The sequence below is a fragment of the Bartonella vinsonii subsp. vinsonii genome (genome assembly GCF_902825235.1).
GTDB lineage: Bacteria > Pseudomonadota > Alphaproteobacteria > Rhizobiales > Rhizobiaceae > Bartonella > Bartonella vinsonii.
Genome location: NZ_CADEAJ010000002.1, coordinates 27,938 through 45,110, shown reverse-complemented (window position 1 = coordinate 45,110; position 17,173 = coordinate 27,938). Strand labels below are relative to the sequence as shown.

Annotated in this window: 24 protein-coding genes and 1 pseudogene; 21 read left to right on the top strand and 4 right to left on the bottom strand. The window is 41.6% G+C overall.

Annotation, left to right across the window (positions count from 1 at the left end; genetic code table 11):
* Nucleotides 1-349: 349 nt before the first annotated feature.
* The 5 genes and pseudogenes from J7R12_RS08915 to J7R12_RS02610 all read left to right on the top strand — a co-directional run.
* Nucleotides 350-636, top strand: a pseudogene (locus J7R12_RS08915) (phage antirepressor Ant); the annotation flags it as partial.
* Between the two features lie 74 nt (nucleotides 637-710).
* Nucleotides 711-1,427, top strand: coding sequence for an enterotoxin A family protein (locus J7R12_RS02625; protein ID WP_126603695.1), 717 nt, complete (start codon nucleotides 711-713; stop codon nucleotides 1,425-1,427).
* Nucleotides 1,428-1,754: 327 nt separating this feature from the next.
* Nucleotides 1,755-2,054, top strand: coding sequence for a hypothetical protein (locus J7R12_RS02620; protein WP_126603696.1), 300 nt, complete (start codon nucleotides 1,755-1,757; stop codon nucleotides 2,052-2,054).
* Between the two features lie 404 nt (nucleotides 2,055-2,458).
* A complete protein-coding gene (locus tag J7R12_RS02615) occupies nucleotides 2,459-3,199 on the top strand; it encodes a phage regulatory protein/antirepressor Ant (protein ID WP_126603697.1) in 741 nt (246 codons plus the stop codon).
* Nucleotides 3,196-3,474, top strand: coding sequence for a hypothetical protein (locus tag J7R12_RS02610; RefSeq protein WP_126603698.1), 279 nt, complete (start codon nucleotides 3,196-3,198; stop codon nucleotides 3,472-3,474). The genes J7R12_RS02615 and J7R12_RS02610 overlap by 4 nt, the downstream gene beginning before the upstream one ends.
* Before the next feature lie 45 nt (nucleotides 3,475-3,519).
* On the opposite strand, the gene J7R12_RS02605 is transcribed toward J7R12_RS02610, so the two are convergent.
* Both J7R12_RS02605 and J7R12_RS02600 read right to left on the bottom strand, forming a co-directional pair.
* A complete protein-coding gene (locus tag J7R12_RS02605) occupies nucleotides 3,520-3,816 on the bottom strand; it encodes a HigA family addiction module antitoxin (RefSeq protein WP_019220222.1) in 297 nt (98 codons plus the stop codon).
* A gap of 16 nt (nucleotides 3,817-3,832) precedes the next feature.
* Nucleotides 3,833-4,147 (bottom strand): type II toxin-antitoxin system RelE/ParE family toxin, encoded by a 315-nt coding sequence (locus J7R12_RS02600; protein ID WP_126603699.1) that lies wholly within the window; start codon nucleotides 4,145-4,147, stop codon nucleotides 3,833-3,835.
* Nucleotides 4,148-4,209: 62 nt separating this feature from the next.
* Between J7R12_RS02600 and J7R12_RS02595 the strand changes: the two genes are divergently transcribed.
* The 11 genes from J7R12_RS02595 (at nucleotide 4,210) to J7R12_RS02545 (ending at nucleotide 12,982) form a co-directional block, all read left to right on the top strand.
* Nucleotides 4,210-4,758 (top strand): hypothetical protein, encoded by a 549-nt coding sequence (locus J7R12_RS02595; RefSeq protein WP_126603700.1) that lies wholly within the window; start codon nucleotides 4,210-4,212, stop codon nucleotides 4,756-4,758.
* Nucleotides 4,748-6,694, top strand: a complete 1,947-nt coding sequence (locus J7R12_RS02590; protein WP_126603701.1) for a phage terminase large subunit family protein — start codon at nucleotides 4,748-4,750, stop codon at nucleotides 6,692-6,694. Before J7R12_RS02595 ends, J7R12_RS02590 begins: the two co-directional genes overlap by 11 nt.
* Nucleotides 6,695-6,697: 3 nt before the next feature.
* Nucleotides 6,698-6,946, top strand: coding sequence for a phage head-tail joining protein (locus tag J7R12_RS02585; RefSeq protein ID WP_126603702.1), 249 nt, complete (start codon nucleotides 6,698-6,700; stop codon nucleotides 6,944-6,946).
* Nucleotides 6,946-8,490: a phage portal protein gene (locus tag J7R12_RS02580; protein WP_126603703.1), complete on the top strand. Its 1,545-nt coding sequence runs from the start codon at nucleotides 6,946-6,948 to the stop codon at nucleotides 8,488-8,490. Before J7R12_RS02585 ends, J7R12_RS02580 begins: the two co-directional genes overlap by 1 nt.
* The gene (locus J7R12_RS02575) at nucleotides 8,480-9,559 is read left to right on the top strand and encodes a S49 family peptidase (RefSeq protein WP_126603704.1); all 1,080 of its coding nucleotides are present in this window, start codon (nucleotides 8,480-8,482) and stop codon (nucleotides 9,557-9,559) included. The genes J7R12_RS02580 and J7R12_RS02575 overlap by 11 nt, the downstream gene beginning before the upstream one ends.
* On the top strand, nucleotides 9,556-9,822 hold the full coding sequence (locus tag J7R12_RS02570) for a hypothetical protein (protein WP_126603705.1): 267 nt from the start codon (nucleotides 9,556-9,558) through the stop codon (nucleotides 9,820-9,822). Before J7R12_RS02575 ends, J7R12_RS02570 begins: the two co-directional genes overlap by 4 nt.
* The gene (locus J7R12_RS02565) at nucleotides 9,819-10,187 is read left to right on the top strand and encodes a head decoration protein (RefSeq protein WP_126603706.1); all 369 of its coding nucleotides are present in this window, start codon (nucleotides 9,819-9,821) and stop codon (nucleotides 10,185-10,187) included. Before J7R12_RS02570 ends, J7R12_RS02565 begins: the two co-directional genes overlap by 4 nt.
* Before the next feature lie 12 nt (nucleotides 10,188-10,199).
* Nucleotides 10,200-11,276: a major capsid protein gene (locus J7R12_RS02560; protein ID WP_126603707.1), complete on the top strand. Its 1,077-nt coding sequence runs from the start codon at nucleotides 10,200-10,202 to the stop codon at nucleotides 11,274-11,276.
* A 1-nt stretch (nucleotide 11,277) separates the two neighbouring features.
* Nucleotides 11,278-11,631 (top strand): head-tail joining protein, encoded by a 354-nt coding sequence (locus J7R12_RS02555; protein ID WP_126603708.1) that lies wholly within the window; start codon nucleotides 11,278-11,280, stop codon nucleotides 11,629-11,631.
* Nucleotides 11,632-11,969: 338 nt separating this feature from the next.
* Nucleotides 11,970-12,707 (top strand): antA/AntB antirepressor family protein, encoded by a 738-nt coding sequence (locus tag J7R12_RS02550; RefSeq protein WP_126603709.1) that lies wholly within the window; start codon nucleotides 11,970-11,972, stop codon nucleotides 12,705-12,707.
* A complete protein-coding gene (locus J7R12_RS02545) occupies nucleotides 12,704-12,982 on the top strand; it encodes a hypothetical protein (RefSeq protein WP_126603710.1) in 279 nt (92 codons plus the stop codon). The genes J7R12_RS02550 and J7R12_RS02545 overlap by 4 nt, the downstream gene beginning before the upstream one ends.
* A 75-nt stretch (nucleotides 12,983-13,057) precedes the next feature.
* On the opposite strand, the gene J7R12_RS02540 is transcribed toward J7R12_RS02545, so the two are convergent.
* Both J7R12_RS02540 and J7R12_RS02535 read right to left on the bottom strand, forming a co-directional pair.
* Nucleotides 13,058-13,375 carry a type II toxin-antitoxin system HicB family antitoxin gene (locus J7R12_RS02540; protein ID WP_004856761.1) on the bottom strand — a complete coding sequence of 106 codons (318 nt, stop codon included), beginning with the start codon at nucleotides 13,373-13,375 and terminating at the stop codon, nucleotides 13,058-13,060.
* A complete protein-coding gene (locus J7R12_RS02535) occupies nucleotides 13,365-13,637 on the bottom strand; it encodes a toxin HicA (protein WP_126603711.1) in 273 nt (90 codons plus the stop codon). Before J7R12_RS02535 ends, J7R12_RS02540 begins: the two co-directional genes overlap by 11 nt.
* Before the next feature lie 49 nt (nucleotides 13,638-13,686).
* On the opposite strand from J7R12_RS02535, the gene J7R12_RS02530 reads away from it, so the two are divergent.
* From J7R12_RS02530 to J7R12_RS02510, 5 genes are read left to right on the top strand one after another with little or no spacing between them, the layout of a single operon-like run.
* Nucleotides 13,687-14,235, top strand: coding sequence for a hypothetical protein (locus J7R12_RS02530; protein ID WP_126603712.1), 549 nt, complete (start codon nucleotides 13,687-13,689; stop codon nucleotides 14,233-14,235).
* The gene (locus tag J7R12_RS02525; protein ID WP_126603713.1) at nucleotides 14,216-14,905 is read left to right on the top strand and encodes a phage baseplate assembly protein V; all 690 of its coding nucleotides are present in this window, start codon (nucleotides 14,216-14,218) and stop codon (nucleotides 14,903-14,905) included. Before J7R12_RS02530 ends, J7R12_RS02525 begins: the two co-directional genes overlap by 20 nt.
* On the top strand, nucleotides 14,902-15,243 hold the full coding sequence (locus tag J7R12_RS02520) for a GPW/gp25 family protein (RefSeq protein WP_126603714.1): 342 nt from the start codon (nucleotides 14,902-14,904) through the stop codon (nucleotides 15,241-15,243). The genes J7R12_RS02525 and J7R12_RS02520 overlap by 4 nt, the downstream gene beginning before the upstream one ends.
* Nucleotides 15,240-16,067 (top strand): baseplate J/gp47 family protein, encoded by an 828-nt coding sequence (locus J7R12_RS02515; RefSeq protein ID WP_126603715.1) that lies wholly within the window; start codon nucleotides 15,240-15,242, stop codon nucleotides 16,065-16,067. Before J7R12_RS02520 ends, J7R12_RS02515 begins: the two co-directional genes overlap by 4 nt.
* A complete protein-coding gene (locus J7R12_RS02510; RefSeq protein WP_126603716.1) occupies nucleotides 16,067-17,173 on the top strand; it encodes a phage tail protein in 1,107 nt (368 codons plus the stop codon). Before J7R12_RS02515 ends, J7R12_RS02510 begins: the two co-directional genes overlap by 1 nt.

Sequence of the window (17,173 nt, the reverse complement as noted above, 5' to 3'; positions counted from 1 at the left end):
AAAAATTCAATAAAATCAATGCAAAAGGTACTTCCAAGCGGGTTTGGTCTGTTGCGGGGCAGGACAGCGCGAACTATCGCTAGCGTTAGAACTTTTCAAATTGACTGTACATTGTACATTTAACTTATTGATAAATAACAAAATTAATATGTACTCATATACACACTGTTCAATATAGGATTATTTTTTAGAAAAAGATTACATTGCCGTTTGACAATATGGCGGCAATATGAATTTGAAGAGATAAATGATTTTATAAAAACACAAGATTTGCGGTCCTCAAAATTGGGGAGCGCAAAATCTAGAGCTGTTACAGCAATTAATCATCAAGTCTCACTCTAGACAGCCTTCCCTGATTGAACGCAGTGAAATAAAGACCCAAGATCGTCATTATTTCATTGAGTGTGAAAAAAAATTAAGAAGCCAATTTGTTGATTATGATAATGACATACGCTTTGATTTACCAAGCCATTGGAAATGGCATGAATCCTACTGAAAAAGCTTTATATCTTTTAGGTCCTATCCATGTTCGTCTTAATCTATCCTTCCAGAGTAAACGAAGAAAACAGGAAATATAAAGCCTTAATTGAAGAAGCAAAGCAGTTTTTAACAAGATCTATAGTAAAAGCTGCTTAGTTTAAAACATGATCTTATCTTCTCCATTTTCAGCACAGAAAAGATGTTAATTTAAGTAATGAGATTAGAAAAAAATGTTTAAATTATTTATTACTATAATAATTGTTGTGTTTTCACAGCATGTCTTTGCCGATGACAATGATAATAATAAAGTTTATCGAGCGGCTATGCAGTCTCCTGAAGAAGTAAAACGTGATGGCGGTTTCCTACCACGAGGGATGGATGGAACACGGCCTAATCAACCTCCACCAGATATAAGTTTATGGAATCATGTACATGGAACTGCAACAGGAATGTCACGCTATAATTCTGGCTATGTATCTACAACAAGATACTACTCTATTGCAGCTAATTGGATATATGATTACCTTAATCATGATGGTTATATTTATCATATCAGAGTTACCCCTAATTTCATTGATGTTAATGCATCGTTAGGGAGATTTTCTCCATATGAACATGAGCGAGAAGTCGCTGCATTGGGTATAATTCACTGGGAACAAATTATTGGGTGGCAAAGATCGAGCGGGGGAGTTATTGGTCCATTTGTTCGGAATCCGGATTACAGAGAGCAATTATATGCGGGCCTTACATCAGGAGGAGCTCAACCGCAGCTAGCCGCTTTCCCTGTTGAACATCAAGCTTGGAATCTAGCGCCATGGGTTACATATGCTCACTGCCAATTAAGATCATTCTGTTCCCCCATAAAATCAGCACAGATTTTTGGAACGGAGTGGTTTTGGAAATCTTATTACGCTATACTTGCAACACCATTTATTTATCTTGATTAAAATAAGATTACAAACATATCTACTTATACCGTAAATTATATATTTTATTTTATAATAACACATAAATAAAAAGAATAATCTTATTATTCATATTGTAAAGCCTCGTTCTTTAGAGCGTAAATATAAAAACAAATACTATAAACCATTGGATGTAGGACTTGCTGCCTATAGAACCGCCTATAAAGTGGATTACATAAGCAATCAGCAGTAGGAACTCACCGAAAAAAGCCAATCTACTTATATATTAAAAATCCCAGAAATCTTTATCCTTTAGGGTAAGGATAATATTAAATTCTACTAATTTAAATTTTAAAGGAGAAAACAATTATGAAAATTAAAGAAAAAATATTTCTACCCTTGATAATGATAATATTAATGATAAAACCCTCCATCGCTGGACCTTATGTAGAAGAGGGTCATATAGATTTGGTTAAAATGGATATGAATACATATTACTGTACTTTACGAATTAATGAACAGTTAGGGAATTGGTACTGTAATAACATTGCTGGAAAAGCCATGTTTGATTTGGCTAAAATAGCTCACATTCTGAATAAGCCAGCAAAAGTAACATTTATGAGCGGTTACGTTGAATCGAAAGCTGTGTTAGGCATTACTCTAGAATAACGTCAATATAAATTTACGTGTGCTGCTACCCCTGCAAATACTTTAGATATTATTTTCCTCTACGCTATAGTAAAAAAAATGAGTTTACAGGTGGAAACTATTTTTTCACAAACATAGTTTTTACTGCTTGACAATATGGCAACAATGTGTCTACTGTTGAATCAGGTGCCTAACAAACACCTTAGAACCATAAGCGGATTGGTTACCGAAATAATCAGTCTTCTATACATTAAAGACTTTGACTCATTATATGCTACATGCGTATAATAATATCTGTCGGGTGTGGTTACGCTATACAATACCCTTGCGGGGAAAGTGTAACGACGGACTTATGGCCGTGTTTCTTAGCGCCCGGCACTTTTCTAGAGTGTCATTAAGAAACGTCTAACCATAAGGAATTCATTATGAACACACTTATAGAAATTAAAGAAAGCACTGCTAATAGTGCTACCACTCAGACTATGTCTAGTCGTGAGATTGCTGATTTGTGTAAAAAACAACACACGCATATTATGCGTGATATTCGAAAAATGTTAGGAGAATTATATTCTGAAAATACTGAATCCAAATTTGGACTGAGTAAATTTACTGGGTTATACAAAGATTCAACAGGTCGGACTCTCCCTTGTTATAATCTCCCCAAGCGCGAATGTTTAATTCTTGTTTCAGGTTACAGCACTGCTTTACGAGCTAAAATCATTGACCGTTGGCAAGAATTGGAAAAACAAGTAGCAATACCGCAAATTGACTATTCAAGTCCTCAAGCAATGATAGGCTTTTTAAATCATCTACAAAATCAAATCGAGCAAAAGGATCATGTTATTTCTGAGTTAGCACCAAAAGCAAAGGCTTTGGAAGGCTTAAAACGATCAGATGGGCTGTTTGGTCTTATTGAAGCAGCAAAGATGCTTGAAGTGCGACCTAAGGATTTAACGGATTATTTGCGAAAACATGATTGGGTGTATCGGCGTGCTCCAGGGGCGCCTCTGTTACCTTATCAAGATAAGATCAAAAAAGGATTCATGGATTGTCCTGCTATCACCATCCAAAGACCGGATGGTACAGAAAAGGTGCTACCCTCAACTAAAATTACACCAAAAGGATTGGCATGTTTGAGAGAAGAAATCCATGGGGGTGTGCAATGAAGGTAGATACCAACTTCTTATGTGATTTGTGGATAACGTTGTTTCAGTTTGTAAATTGTGAATATGTAGATGACAAAAATTGTAGTGCTCTGGTTGACATCATGGGTGTGGTGGAAAGAGCTTTGATTTTAAAACTTCAAGATGAGGTGCCAAATATTACAAAGATTCTTGCAGTTCTTACAGGTTTTGGAACTTCAGAACTACCACATAGCATGAATCCGTTATTGCAGGCTTATGCTCCTACTTTGGAGAACCCCATTAAAAAGGTTGCTTAAGTTAAAAAACAAAACTCCCCTCCCCGTTCTTAAAATGGGGAGTGGTTAAACCCTACATTCAAATTTATTGATTTTGGCAAATTCGTCTGCTTTTTCAGTTTGTAATATACTAACGTCGTAAGCAGCTTGCATGTTAAGCCAAAATTCAGCAGTGGTATCAAAAAAATAGGCTAATCTTAGTGCTGTATCGGGAGTTATTGGACTGTTTTCAGCAACAATCCGTTCTATCCTCGTGCGTGGAACATTCAATGCTTTTGCAAGAGCATAAGCGGAGAGAGCGTATTCTTTTAAATATTCCTCCCGTAAAATTTCTCCGGGATGAATAGCAATATAATTTTTCATCTCGACCTCCTACAGATCAATGATAATCTACGATTTCAACTTCATAGGCGCCATTAGAACGCCACTCAAAACAAATACGAAACTGGTCATTAATACGAATAGAATATTGACCTTTACGCTCTCCTTTCAATGCTTCTAAACGATTTCCTGGGGGACTGCGCAAATCTTTAAGATCAACTGCTTTATCAAGCATAAACAATTTTCTTTGGGCTATACGGACTAGAGTTGAAGGAAAGCCTCTGGGCGGATTGCCTTCTAAAAGATCTTTACATCGCTTATCCGCAAAAGATTCAATCACCAAATCACCTTCATTCGTTCTTTTATGTATCATATCACGATACTAACCTAAAGAAAAGGATGGATGTTGAAAAATATTTAGCAAAAGAGATGGAAATGAATAAGAAGCATCGTGATGGTCTCTCGGTTCGAGCCTTTGCGAAGAAGATGCGTGTGTCGCATAATGCGGTTGTTTCTCGAATAAAAACAGGCAAATTTAATGAAGCTGTTTTTCCAGATGGTTCAATTGATGAAGCTCTTGCAACAGCGATATGGAACCAAAATCCTACCAAGAAAGCTCATCAGAAATCTACACGAATTAAACAGGATTCCGTGAAAGCAGCCAATGAATTTGAGATCAAATTGGAGCGAATGCAGGTTGCGCTAGCAAAAGAAAAGATTGCTCTGGAAAAGTTACGAGAAACAACTGTTGATCGTGAAGAAGTGAGAAAAGAAGCATGGAACTTTGGAAGAGCGCATCGAGATACAATGCTCAATTTTGCCTATCGCTTTGGTGCTGAAATTGCCGCACAAGTGGGATGTGATGCTGCTAGCCTTATTGGAGCTATCGATCATCATATACGCAAAGCTTTAATGGAAAATGTTGTCCCTGTTTCTTTTCACGATCCTGATATTTTAGAAGAGAAAACAGAACATGACAAATGATGCTTCTCCCCCATCATCTGGTGCTGGGCTCTTTTTTTCCTATGCGAATGAAGGACGCCGTCCTGACCCGCCTTATACTGTTTCTCAGTGGGCTGATAAAAATCGTTATTTGAGCACAGTCACAAGTGCAGAGCCTGGTCTGTGGAGGACGATGCGTACCCCCTATTTGCGTGAAATCATGGATAATCTTTCTGTTTATGATCCGACTGAAACAACCGTTGTGATGAAGGGAGCTCAGGTTGGAATGTCGGAAGCAGCGTTGAACTTTTGTGGTTATGCCATTCAACATAGTCCAGGACCGGCACTGTATGTGATGCCGACAGTTGAGACCGCTAAGAAACTGTCAAAGTCTCGTCTTGATCCGATGATTTCAGCGAGCCCTGCTTTAAGTGAACGCATTGCCCCTGCTCGTGCACGGGACAGTGGAAATACAATGTTTTCAAAGGAATTTTATGGGGGAACATTGATGATTACAGGAGCAAATAGTGCTGCTGGTTTGCGTTCTTCTCCTATTCGCTATTTGGTTTTGGATGAAGTCGATGCTTACCCATTGAATGTGGATAATGAAGGCGATCCTGTAACAATTGCTGAAAAACGAACCTCTGCTTTTATTCAACGTAAAATTTTTAAATTGTCCACGCCAACACACCGTGACACAAGCCGTATAGCCAAGGATTTTATGCTTGGTGATCAGAGATATTACAATGTTCCTTGCGATGCGTGTGGTACGCTACAACCGATTGTTTGGTCACAAATCAAGTGGCCAAAAGGCGCCCCCGAAAAAGCTGTTTTTGTTTGTGCGCATTGTGGTCATGAACATGCCGAGCATCGCAAAGCGACCTTAATGGCGGAAGAAAACGGTGCTTGCTGGATCGCAACACAGGAGCCAAGTAAGCCTCGTTTGCGTTCTTACCATATTTCAGCGCTTTATTCGCCATGGCTGACTTGGGGCGATTGTGCGCGCGAATTTTTAAGAGCCAAAGAAGACCCTGCTCTTTTGCAAGTTTTTATTAATACAGTTCTTGGAGAGCCATGGGAAGACAGAACAGGCGAAGTCATCGATACCGATAGTCTTTATGCAAAACGCGAAGATTATCCCATTGCACCAGAACAAGCCGTGTTGTTGACAGCAGGTATTGATGTGCAAAATGACCGATTAGAGCTTGAAGTTGTAGGATGGGGGCGTGGTGAAGAAAGCTGGCATATTGATTATCAGGTCATCCCTGGTGATCCCTCTTCTTTTGAAGTATGGGACCAGCTGGATGAATATCTTACAAGACGCTGGCCGCACCCTGGTTACAAAGATGGCATCAGGATAACAGCTGCTTGTATTGATACCGGTGGTGGACACACACAAGCGGTTTATAATTATGTGCGCCCGCGTGAAGGACGGCGCATCTGGGGAATTAAGGGGCAAGCGGGATGGCGAGCAGTATGGCCACGCCGTCCAAGTAGAAACAACAAAGGACAGATTAATCTCTATATTGTTGGTGTTGATGCAGCAAAAGACATTATCACGGCACGGTTTAAAAAATCCGGTCCTGAAGCATCGGGTGCTGGTGCAACACACTTTCACAAAAACCTTGATCGGGAATATTTTGACCAGCTAACCGCTGAAAGAAAAGTCATCAAATATTTTAAAGGCTTTAAGCGCATTGAATGGCAGAAAAATGAGAAGGCAAGAAACGAGGCTTTGGATTGTAGGGTCTATGCTTATGCCGCTTTACAAGGTCTGATTTCGGCAGGAATAAACCTTAATCGAGAAGTCGATATCTTAGAAGAGCGTTTGGAAAAACTTAAAGTTGAAGGCTCTTTAGAGCAGCCAACACCAAGACATGCCCCCTCTCCTGCTCCAAGAAGATCTCAGATAGCACAACCTCAAAGGAAACAATCCAGAACGGTAATGAATCCTTATATGCAAGGGGATTGGAGGTAATTTGTGGATAAAACTTTAGAACCAATTAACAGCACCATTGAGAGACTTGAAAGTTTAAAAAAGCGGCGTGAACAAATTGAAGAGGCTCTTTATTCAGGGGCACAATCGGTGCGCCATGGCGATAAGCAAGTAAGCAATCGTTCTGTTGAGGAACTGCGTAGAGCGCTTGAAATGCTGAACACACAAATAGCCAACCTTGAAGGACGCAAGCGTTCACGTGTTTTCTATTTTAATATATCACGAGGCTATTAATGGCTGGCTTGTTCAATAAACTCACAGACTTTTTTAAAATTTCTCGTCAACACAATCCGCCTTTTGAGGCTGCAAGTAAAAGCCGTCGCATGGGTGGTTTTGACCCCGCAAAAAAACATATCAATAAAGCGATTGAAGAATGCGGAGAGACCATTGTTGCCCGTTCAAGATGGCTTTATGACAATGAATCTCTTTATGGCTCTGCAACAGAAGAATGGGTCTCGGCTGCTGTTAGTGACGGTATTAAACCTTATCCTCGTATTGAAGGATTTCAAGAAGAAAAGAAAAAGCTTTTAGACTTATGGTGGCAATGGGTTGATGAGGCGGACTATGATGAAGATGCCAATTTTTATGGACTTCAAGCAACCATTGCACGAGAGGTCTTTTTAACCGGAGAATGCTTTGTAAGATTACATTATGTTGACCTCTACGGGCGCTCTGGTGTGCCTCTTCAGTTGCAAGTTTATCCCACTGAAATGCTGGATCTCACTTATAATGGACCTGCTGAGATTGAAGGCAATTACATTCGTATGGGAATTGAATTCGATGCCAGTGGTAAGCGCGTTGCTTATCACTTCTGGGAACATCACCCCTATGATGATTGCCCTGTAAACAGTGCATTTAAGAGCCAAGAGCGCGTGCGCGTGCCCGCAAAAATGGTCATTCATATCAAAGAGCGCCGTATTGCCGGACAATTGCGCGGTTCTCCCAAAATAACGCGCTGTATGACAAAAATCTTTCAACTGGAATCCTATGACGACGCAGAACTCGATAGAAAAAGGACGGCGGCTCTTTTCGCGGCGTTTGTCAAGGACAATTCACCAAACGTCGAAAAATTATCCGATAATCGTGATAAAAACAACGTTGAAGAAGAATACAAAGCACCTGTCATTGCGCCCGGTGCATCTCTTTATTTAGGAGAGAATAAAGAGGTTACATTCTCAAATCCTGTTGAGGTTGGTGGCTCTTATGAGGCTTTTCAATTTCGCAATATTTTGAGAATTTGTGCAGCACTTAATATGCCTTATGCCGTTGTGACAGGGGATGTTACGCGGGGTAATTTTTCCAATGTGCGTACCTCTATCATTCAGTTTAGACGGCACGTCAAACAATGGCGTGAACATATCATTGCTTTTCAGTTTAACCGCATTATTTGGGAGCGTTTTGTTGAAATGGCAGTGCTTGGCAAATGCGTAAAATTACCGAGATGGGAGGAAAATCCCTTGCCATGGCTTCAATGTGAAAGCTTTGCGCCCCCGCTTGAAATGATTGATCCAAACAAGGATATCTCAGCGGAAAAAGAAGAAATTCGTGCAGGCTTGAAAACACGACGCATGGCACTTGCCGAGCGCGGCTTTGATATCGATAGCATTCATGCCGAACTTGAGGAAGAACACACAGACGCTCGTGCACGTGGTTTATCTTTTGATACCGATATGGCAGCGCCCTCTAGTAGCAATCAAGTAATTGATTCCGCAGATTCAGAACCTTCTGACACTTATGAAAGTAACCAAGGCAGTGAGGCACACAAAAATGGCGAATAATCTCGATATGCCGTTCTTAGTATCACGGCTTTTTGGTGTTCCTCATATGCTTGCATCGACAAAGCTTGATGTTATCCTTAATGCTCTTGCTCCGCGTCTTTTTGCCGGAGAAAAGTTTGCCCCTAAGGCTTTTGCACAAAGGGATATGGAAGCTTTAAGACCCCCTGAAACTTATGTGGTGCAAAACAATGTTGCTATCCTACCAGTTCATGGCACGCTTGTGCGCCGCGGTGCATGGCTTGGTGCCCTTTCAGGGTTAACCTCTTATGAAGGCTTAAGTGCTTCTTTTCGTGAAGCCATTGCACAACCTGATGTTCGTGCTGTCTTACTTGATATTGACAGCGGCGGTGGAGAAGCCGGCGGTGTGTTTGATTTAGTTGAAGAGTTTCAAACACTCTCAAAACAATACAACAAGCCCATTTGGGCTCATGCCAATGAGTTTGCATGTTCAGCAGCTTATGCCATTGCCTGTGCGGCTTCGCAAATATGGGTTGCTCGCACAGGGGTTGTGGGCTCGATTGGTGTCGTTTGCGCCCATCTTGACCAATCCCGTGCAGATGAGAAACATGGGCATAAATGGACCTTTGTCTTTGAAGGTGATCACAAAGTTCATGGCAATCCTCATGAACCCTTGAACGAGACAGCACAGATAAAAATGCAAGCCGATTGCGCCCTGCTCTACGAGATGTTTGTCGATTTGGTGGCGCAAAACAGACGCTTAAATGCTGATGCAATTCGTGACACAAAAGCAGAAACTTTTATAGGCACCCAAGCTCTTACGCTTGGATTAGCAGATGCGCAAGGCACACTTGCGCAAGCTTTGGAAGCCTTAACGGATTCCATATCACAAAACCCAACATCAACAACAAAAGAAGGACAAAACACATGGCACGCACAAAATACCGCGCGGCAGAAGAGGAAGATGAAAAGATCGTCGACATCATCAACGAAGACGAAGAGGATGAAGACGATAGTGACATCGACAAAAATGCCAAAATCTTTGACGACGAAGAAAACGAAAATGAGGATGAAGACAATGAGGACCATGACGACAAGCGCGAAGGCATGAAAGCCGTGCTTGAAAAAGAAAGAAAGCGCGCAAAAGCTCTAACAACCCTTGAAAGGCAAGCAAAGCGCCTAGGCGTTTCTTTTGATGCAGCAAAAGCTATTCAAAATGGTATGAGTCTCGAGAAAGCACGCCAATGTGTGTTGACGGCTGCTAGCTCTCAAAGCGCCTCTTTAAAAGTATCGCCTTATGCTCCTCATAGTGATGGGACAAACAAGGCAAAGATTCATGCAAAATGGGAAGCAGCTTGGAGGGCAGTGAAATGAATAATATTGTTTATGAAGACGTACGCAATGGCGCTTATCTTGGACCCTACGACCCTGATATGTCAAACGAAGAAGTGGTGTTTGCATCAGGAGCATTCATTGAAGCGGGAACTGTCATGGGGAAGATAACCGCAACAGAATACTATGTCCCCCTTAATCCAGCAGCATCAGATGGCAGTCAAACACCGGCAGGGATTTCTTTTGCCACTGTTGATGCATCTGAAGCAGATCAACGTGCCGTCATTACAGCACGCTTATGCACTGTAAAAGCTTCTGAACTGCTATGGCCAGATGCCATCACAGACAAGCAGAAGAAAGCAGCCATTCAGTCTTTAGAAGACCACAACAACATTCTATTGCGATAGGAGAATGCGCACATGGATATGAATTTTTTTAAACATGATGCTTTCTCAAGCATTACAATGATGAAAGCCATTGAAAACTATGAGTTTCAACCTGGTCTTGTGAGTTCTCTCAATCTCTTTGAAGAAGTTGAAACCAGCACCACAGTGGTGGGGATTGAACGACGTGACAATACATTTTCGCTTATTCAAACCAGTGAACGCGGGGTACCTTTAGCAGAAGGCGATAGAGATGGCAGAAACCTTCGGTTTTTCAAAACAACACGTATTGCCAAAAGTGATACCGTGAAATCAGAAGAAATCCAAAATCGGCGTGAATTTGGCACAGAAGATCAGTTAGAGACGGCAATGAAATATATTGCCAGAAAACAAAAGAAACTGATTTCTGAAATCGAATTGACATGGGAAAACATGCAGCTTGGCGCTGTTCAAGGTGTTGTCCTTGATGCTGATGGTTCGGTGATTGTCGATTGGTACAAAGAATGGGAAATCACACCACCAAAGCCCATTGACTTTAAACTGAATACAGAAACAACCAATGTTGCTGACCATGTTGACCAAGTCATTATGCGAATGATTGAAGCTTCAAAAGGAGCATTTTCTGATCGTTCACGGATTATTGGGCTTTGTGGAAATGAATTCTTTTCCAAGTTGAAAAACCATAAAACAATTCGTGAGACCTATTTAAACACAGCCTTAGCACAGACCCTCAATAGCGCAGGAGGTGTTGCAACACCAAGTGCTCTTGGCTCGGGGAGCTTTGGCAGTTTTGATTTTGCGGGTGTGACTTTTATCAATTATCGAAGCATTCACAACTATAATGTGAGTGCAAAAGCTGGGACAAAGCGCGCTATAGGAATTAAGCCTGATGAATGTCAATTCTTTCCTGTTGATGCGCCTGGTGTATTTCAGAAAACCTTTGCCCCTGGCGAAAGCTTGGATTTTGCCAACACGGTTGGAAAACCTCTCTACACGATGCTAATCGTCGACCACGACCGTAATGCATGGGTGAAACCTGAAGTGTACAGCTATCCGCTTTACATTTGCACACGCCCTGAAATGCTGTTTAAAGCAGTCATTGGAGCGAAATAACATGCGATGGCACGGGCTGCTCAACAAAATGGTCAAAGATGTGCGCAACACTTTTGGGCAGCCCATCATCTACAGGCGAAAGGACAACCAGCAATCTTTTCGGATTACAGCGATTTACGGCATCAAGCATTCGGAATCGGACGCCGGTGGTAGAATCCCCACGACAATTGCAAGAAAGGAACTTGATCTTTGTATTAAAGACATTGGAGGCTTACCTCCAAAGCCTGAAGATAGTGTTGTTGTGATGGCTCCTGAAAACACTGAAGATACCACTCAGGAACACTTCATTGTTACAGATGTCCAAGCCTCTGAATCCGGTATGTATAAACTTATCTTGCGAGAAGTAAAACAATGAGACATCTTTATTTGGTGTGTTGTTACATACCTTCTAGTTATTTTTAAAATAATGATATTACCACTTGACATTGTAGCAACAATATGAATAATCGAATCAGGTGCCTAACAAACACCTTAGAACCATAAGCGGATTGGTTACCGAAATAATCAGTCTTCTATACATTAAAGACTTTGACTCATTATATGTTACACGCATATAATAATCTTGTCGGGTGTGGTTATGCCATAAAATACCCTTTGGGGAAAAGCATAACGACGGACTTATGGCCGTGTTTGTTAGCGCCCGGCACTCTTTTTGAGTGTCATTAACAAACGTCTAACCATAAGGAATTCATTATGAATACTCTTATAGAAATTAGAGAACAGGTTATTGATGGCGATACTGTTCAAACTGTTAATGCACGTGATTTGCACGCATTCTTAGAGGCAAAACGAGACTTTTCCAATTGGATTAAAGACCGTATTATCAAATACAATTTAGAAGAGGGAATAGATTATATTTTAACGCTCGCCAAAACTGGCGAACGTCAAAATGTAGTGTTAAAGGAATATTACCTTACACTAAATGTAGCTAAAGAGCTTTCGATGCTTGAGAATAATAAGAAAGGTAGAGAAGCGCGTTTATACTTTATCAAATGTGAACGGCTTTTGAAACAAGTAGTGACACCGCAAATTGACTACTCCAAACCCGAAGCATTACTTGGCGTTTTGAATCACTTACAAAATCAAATCGAGCAGAAAGATCATGTGATTGCTGAGTTAACACCCAAAGCAAAAGCACTTGATGGTTTAAAACGTTCTGATGGGCTGTTCGGTTTGATAGAAGCAGCAAAGATGTTAGAGGTGCGACCAAAGGATTTAACGGATTACTTGCGTAAACATGATTGGGTGTATCGACGGGCTCCAGGGGCGCCTCTGTTACCTTATCAGGACAAGATCAAGAAAGGATTTATGGATTGTCCTGCTATTACCATTCAAAGACCGGATGGTACAGAAAAGGTCCTGCCTTCAACGAAAATCACATCTAGAGGATTGGCATGTTTGAGAGAACAAATCTTTGGGGGTGTACAATGAAGTGCAGTGTCGATTTCTTATGTGATTTATGGATAGAGTTGTCTCAATTTTCCAATCATCAAAGCGTTGGAGATGAGGATTGTAACACGCTAGTGCAGGTCATGCGCATGGTAGAAAAAGCTTTGATTTTAGAACTTCAAGATGAAGTGCCGAATATTACAAAGATTCTGGCAGTTCTTACAGATTTCGGAGCTTCAGAATTTCCCATGGCTATGGACCCTTTCTTGAAAACTTATGAACCAAATTTGGAGCCTCCCATTAAAAAGGTTGCTTAACTTAAAAACATGCCTTCCCTCCCTACCTTCAAACGTGGGGAGGTGGTTAAAAACGAATATTTATCAAAAGGGAAATTATAGTTTAGAAGAAATGTATCTGTTTAAACTCACACCATTTTCAGCAGCTTGTATTGCAAGTTTTCTATGGAGTTCTGGTGGTATTCTTAATTGAAACTTACCACTGTATTTACCATGTGACAAAGGCACAGGAACTTCTTCTCCGTTGTGTTGCATGTCCTCAACAACTTCTGAAACAAGGTCCATAATGCCTTTTAAAGCTTTCTCTGCTTGAGCATCTAACCATGAAAGGGATGGGAATTCTGCACACAATCCGACATATTCCTCATCTTCTTGCGACCACAAAACACGATATGTATAATGATTATTGTTCATGTTTCATCCTTTCTATCGCTTGTAAGACTTGTTTGACCTGATAAGCTTTTGCTTTGTTACCAGAATCTTTTTGAATATTCACACGGGGATCACCAAGCCACGGGGTTTTAAAAACAAAGTGGCTTGTACCATTGTTCCGCGGTTCTCCAAAAAAATGTACACATACAGCCAACAAATCTGAAAACTTGATGTTCTTTGGTGATGCTTTCATCAAGCTGATTATTTTTTCAACTTTATTGCTCATAACCAATAATAGTATCATTATTAATCCTAGTCAATCATTTTATACACTTAATTGGACAGGAGCCCCCATGCATCCCAGAGAGACGATCAGGGAAAGTTTTGTTGCGTTGATTAAAGCCGCAAAAACAGCAGCTGATGACAATGTTTTCAATATGCGTGATTTCAACTTTTCCGTTGAGAAAATGTCAGCCATTAATATCTCAACACAAAGCGAAACAATTGAAGATGGCTATGATTATGGAGTAAGACGGCGTGTCTTAACGGTGGATGTTGAATGTTATGCGACATGTGAAGATGGAGCACGTTTTGTTGACCAATTAGCATGGGAGGTTGAGGAAATTTTCTATGCTAATCCCAATCTTAACAATACAGTTGAAACATGCCGCCTGCAAAATATTGCTTTTGCCTTTGGGGATAATGGTGCTCTAGCACTCCATGGTGCAATTTTAACCTTTGAGGTCACTTATGTGACAAATATCCCCAACATGGATGAAGAAGAAGGCAGTGTAATAGCAAGAATCGTTGAACCTTTCTTAAGCTTTGAACCAGAAACAGGCGCGAGAAATAAAGATAAATACCATAAAATTGAAGGTGGACATGTTAGAGCGGCGCGATAAAGAAATCACCGATCTAAAGAGACGTGTGGCAAATATGGTTGTGGTGGGTAAGATTAGCCATGTCGACCATAAAAACGCACGCTATCGGATAAAAAGTGGCAATCTTCTCAGTGACTGGATTCCAGACACCCAAGCCCGCGCCGGTAAAACACGCTCTTATGAAGGGCGCGATGTTGGAGAGCAAGTGGTGGTTGTTTCATCATCGGGGGATTTATCACAAGGGGTGATTGTTGGCTCCATTCATACAGATGCTCATCAAGCGGCCGATAAAGGCAACATTCACCGAACTATATACCCTGATGGAACCAGCCTTGAATATGATGATGAACAAAACCGCTATAGCATTCACATCAAATCAGGTGGAAAATTTATCCTCACCATTGCGGATGGCGTGTCTCTTAAAGGTGATGGTGGCAAGCTAGAGCTTAACGCACCAGAAGGTATAAAAATTTCTTCAGAACGTGACTTAAGTTTGAATGCAAAGGGCAGCATTTCTTTGAAAGCGGATGGTGGCGTTTCACTGAATTCGAATGATAGTCTCTCTCTTCATTCTGGGAATAATGTTTCCATTCATTCAAGTGGACTAAAGCATAACGGCACCAATATTGGAAACAGCCATGTTCATGGTGGTGTTTCCCCTGGTGGTTCTATGACAGGAGGCCCCAATTGAACAGTGGAATGGACCGCACAACAGGAAAGCCATTGACCGGCATTGCGCATTTGCGCCAATCAATCCTTGATATTTTGTCAACGCGGATTGGTACACGGGTGATGCGGCGTGACTATGGTTCACGCATTGCTGAGCTCATTGATGCACCGGTGAATGAGGCTTTTGCTGTTACCCTTTATGCCGCTATTGCTGAGGCTTTAGACAAATGGGAACCGCGTTTTAAACTGAAAACAATTGATTTTAAATGGAATGAGGCTGGACAAGTTTTATTGTCCTTTGAAGGCATTTATTTGCCTTCAGGCAAGCCCATTACCATGGAAGGACTATTGATACAATGAATGGGGCGCTTGCAAAACCAGAAATCATCACAGAAATTTCTTTTGAGGAAATACGGGCTGCTGCTCTTGCCCATTTAAAAGAGCTTTTGCCTGAATATACCATTCTTGAAAGTGATCCGGCAGTCAAAGTCATTGAGGCTTTTAGCTATCGAGAGTTGCTTTTAAGACAGCGTATTAACGAAGCGGCACGCAACAACATTCTTGATTTTGCAACCGGTGAATCTCTTGATGCTTTGGGAAACTGGCATGGTCTTGCCCGCATGGAGGGTGAAAGTGATGAGAGATATCGGGAACGTATTCAACTTCATGCGCGTGGTGGCAACGGTAGCGGGACAGAGCCCTATTACAAGCTTATAGCCTTAACAGCAGATAATCGTGTTAAGGATGCGATTGTTTACCGTAAAGGCAAAGATCCAACTATCTATGTTGCTCTTTTTGGCAACAATGAAGAAGGAACAGCCTCTGAAGATCTCATACAAACAGTCTCACAAGCCCTTCACAGAAAAAATATCATCATGACCAATGATACAATCATTGTTCACGCTGCTGTCAAAAAAGTGCTGGATTTAGAGGCAGATGTTTGGCTGTTACCGGAAACATCTTTGAAAATTCTCACGACAATGGAAGCAAATTTAAGAGCCGCATGGCAACAAGAACAAGCCATTGGTCGTGAATTAAGCCTCTCGTGGTGGATTTCAAAATTAATGATTGCTGGTGTCCAGAAAGTTATCGCCATTACACCAACACAAGACAGTGCGGTTTGTGATGAAGAAGTTTTATCGATTGGAAAAATCACCTTAAACTTCAAAGGGCGCGCCCGCTAATGGTTGGCTCCCTACTCCCAAGCAATGCAACAGAATTTGAAAAACGCCTTGCCGATGCTTGCGACTTTCATCAAGATATTGATGGTTCTGTTTTGGGGATTGCACGCTCTAAACTTATCACCCGCCCTCCCCGCTTCTTGCCGTGGCTGATTGAAGAATACGGGCTTGGAGAACTTACACCTTATGTCCCAAACCTTTATGATTTGATTGATCAAGGGCTTGAATGGCAGCGTTTGCGTGGTTCTCTTGCCGCCATTGATAGAGGGCTTGAATGGCTTCAAATTACAGCACGCTTTCAAGGAGCCTGGACGGGACGTGCGTGGTGGAATTCCTTTCAACTTTACTTTGATCAATTGCCTGAACGAACACAGCTCGAAGCCATTGAAGCCATCACAGATCTTTCCAAGAGTTTGCGCTCTGATTTTCGCCGTGGTGTCAATGGCTATGATGTGCAAGCTGTTGAATGCAATATGTCACAGCTTGATGACAGCATGTTGGAGTATGAAAGCGGTGTGTGCATAACAGCTGGGGGCACTTTGTTTTCCTTCGGGCGCACCACAGAGAGCACCCATCTTCTTAGTAAAGAAGAAGGCAGGCTTATTGGCAATTGGATCGATGATGGGGATGAAGAATTAAGCTTCGACCAGATTGATTACCCATGGGACATGGCAAATTTTCCGTGGTGTTCGGTCAAAAAACATGAACGCGATATACTCATGGCAGAGTGGTTTTGCAACCGCACGCTTTATCTCGTGTTACGAGACAGCCAAGATGGCGTGATTGGGTATCGCAGATGCTATGCTGTAGCACCTGTCGAACAGGCTTTGGAGGGTGTGTACAGCCATGCAGGCAATCACTATCAGCCCTCCCCGAGGGGCACAGCGCTTTTTCTAGCAGCAAGAACAGATTTTCAGGATGTTGATGGCAAGCAAGCCGCATTTGTTTCTGTTCTCGTTCATGCTACCCCCGCAGAAAACATAGCCCTTGGCAAGCTTTGGTTGGAGCCTGATGAACTCAATGGCGGTGTCGAGATACTCAAAACGCCTGTCAATATTCCTTTGCGTGCCGATGTTCGCGAACAATTCAAGATTTTATTGAGGTTTTAA

Coding starts and splice junctions, on each gene's coding strand:
- J7R12_RS02530 (WP_126603712.1), top strand. CDS start 13,687: ATGCATCCCAGAGAGACGATCAGGGAAAGTTTTGTTGCGTTGATTAAA.
- J7R12_RS02545 (WP_126603710.1), top strand. CDS start 12,704: ATGAAGTGCAGTGTCGATTTCTTATGTGATTTATGGATAGAGTTGTCT.
- J7R12_RS02540 (WP_004856761.1), bottom strand. CDS start 13,375: ATGAACAATAATCATTATACATATCGTGTTTTGTGGTCGCAAGAAGAT.
- J7R12_RS02560 (WP_126603707.1), top strand. CDS start 10,200: ATGGATATGAATTTTTTTAAACATGATGCTTTCTCAAGCATTACAATG.
- J7R12_RS02510 (WP_126603716.1), top strand. CDS start 16,067: ATGGTTGGCTCCCTACTCCCAAGCAATGCAACAGAATTTGAAAAACGC.
- J7R12_RS02605 (WP_019220222.1), bottom strand. CDS start 3,816: ATGAAAAATTATATTGCTATTCATCCCGGAGAAATTTTACGGGAGGAA.
- J7R12_RS02590 (WP_126603701.1), top strand. CDS start 4,748: ATGACAAATGATGCTTCTCCCCCATCATCTGGTGCTGGGCTCTTTTTT.
- J7R12_RS02570 (WP_126603705.1), top strand. CDS start 9,556: ATGAAAGCCGTGCTTGAAAAAGAAAGAAAGCGCGCAAAAGCTCTAACA.
- J7R12_RS02550 (WP_126603709.1), top strand. CDS start 11,970: ATGAATACTCTTATAGAAATTAGAGAACAGGTTATTGATGGCGATACT.
- J7R12_RS02615 (WP_126603697.1), top strand. CDS start 2,459: ATGAACACACTTATAGAAATTAAAGAAAGCACTGCTAATAGTGCTACC.
- J7R12_RS02565 (WP_126603706.1), top strand. CDS start 9,819: ATGAATAATATTGTTTATGAAGACGTACGCAATGGCGCTTATCTTGGA.
- J7R12_RS02515 (WP_126603715.1), top strand. CDS start 15,240: ATGAATGGGGCGCTTGCAAAACCAGAAATCATCACAGAAATTTCTTTT.
- J7R12_RS02555 (WP_126603708.1), top strand. CDS start 11,278: ATGCGATGGCACGGGCTGCTCAACAAAATGGTCAAAGATGTGCGCAAC.
- J7R12_RS02625 (WP_126603695.1), top strand. CDS start 711: ATGTTTAAATTATTTATTACTATAATAATTGTTGTGTTTTCACAGCAT.
- J7R12_RS02600 (WP_126603699.1), bottom strand. CDS start 4,147: ATGATACATAAAAGAACGAATGAAGGTGATTTGGTGATTGAATCTTTT.
- J7R12_RS02595 (WP_126603700.1), top strand. CDS start 4,210: ATGAATAAGAAGCATCGTGATGGTCTCTCGGTTCGAGCCTTTGCGAAG.
- J7R12_RS02525 (WP_126603713.1), top strand. CDS start 14,216: ATGTTAGAGCGGCGCGATAAAGAAATCACCGATCTAAAGAGACGTGTG.
- J7R12_RS02535 (WP_126603711.1), bottom strand. CDS start 13,637: ATGATACTATTATTGGTTATGAGCAATAAAGTTGAAAAAATAATCAGC.
- J7R12_RS02610 (WP_126603698.1), top strand. CDS start 3,196: ATGAAGGTAGATACCAACTTCTTATGTGATTTGTGGATAACGTTGTTT.
- J7R12_RS02580 (WP_126603703.1), top strand. CDS start 6,946: ATGGCTGGCTTGTTCAATAAACTCACAGACTTTTTTAAAATTTCTCGT.
- J7R12_RS02575 (WP_126603704.1), top strand. CDS start 8,480: ATGGCGAATAATCTCGATATGCCGTTCTTAGTATCACGGCTTTTTGGT.
- J7R12_RS02620 (WP_126603696.1), top strand. CDS start 1,755: ATGAAAATTAAAGAAAAAATATTTCTACCCTTGATAATGATAATATTA.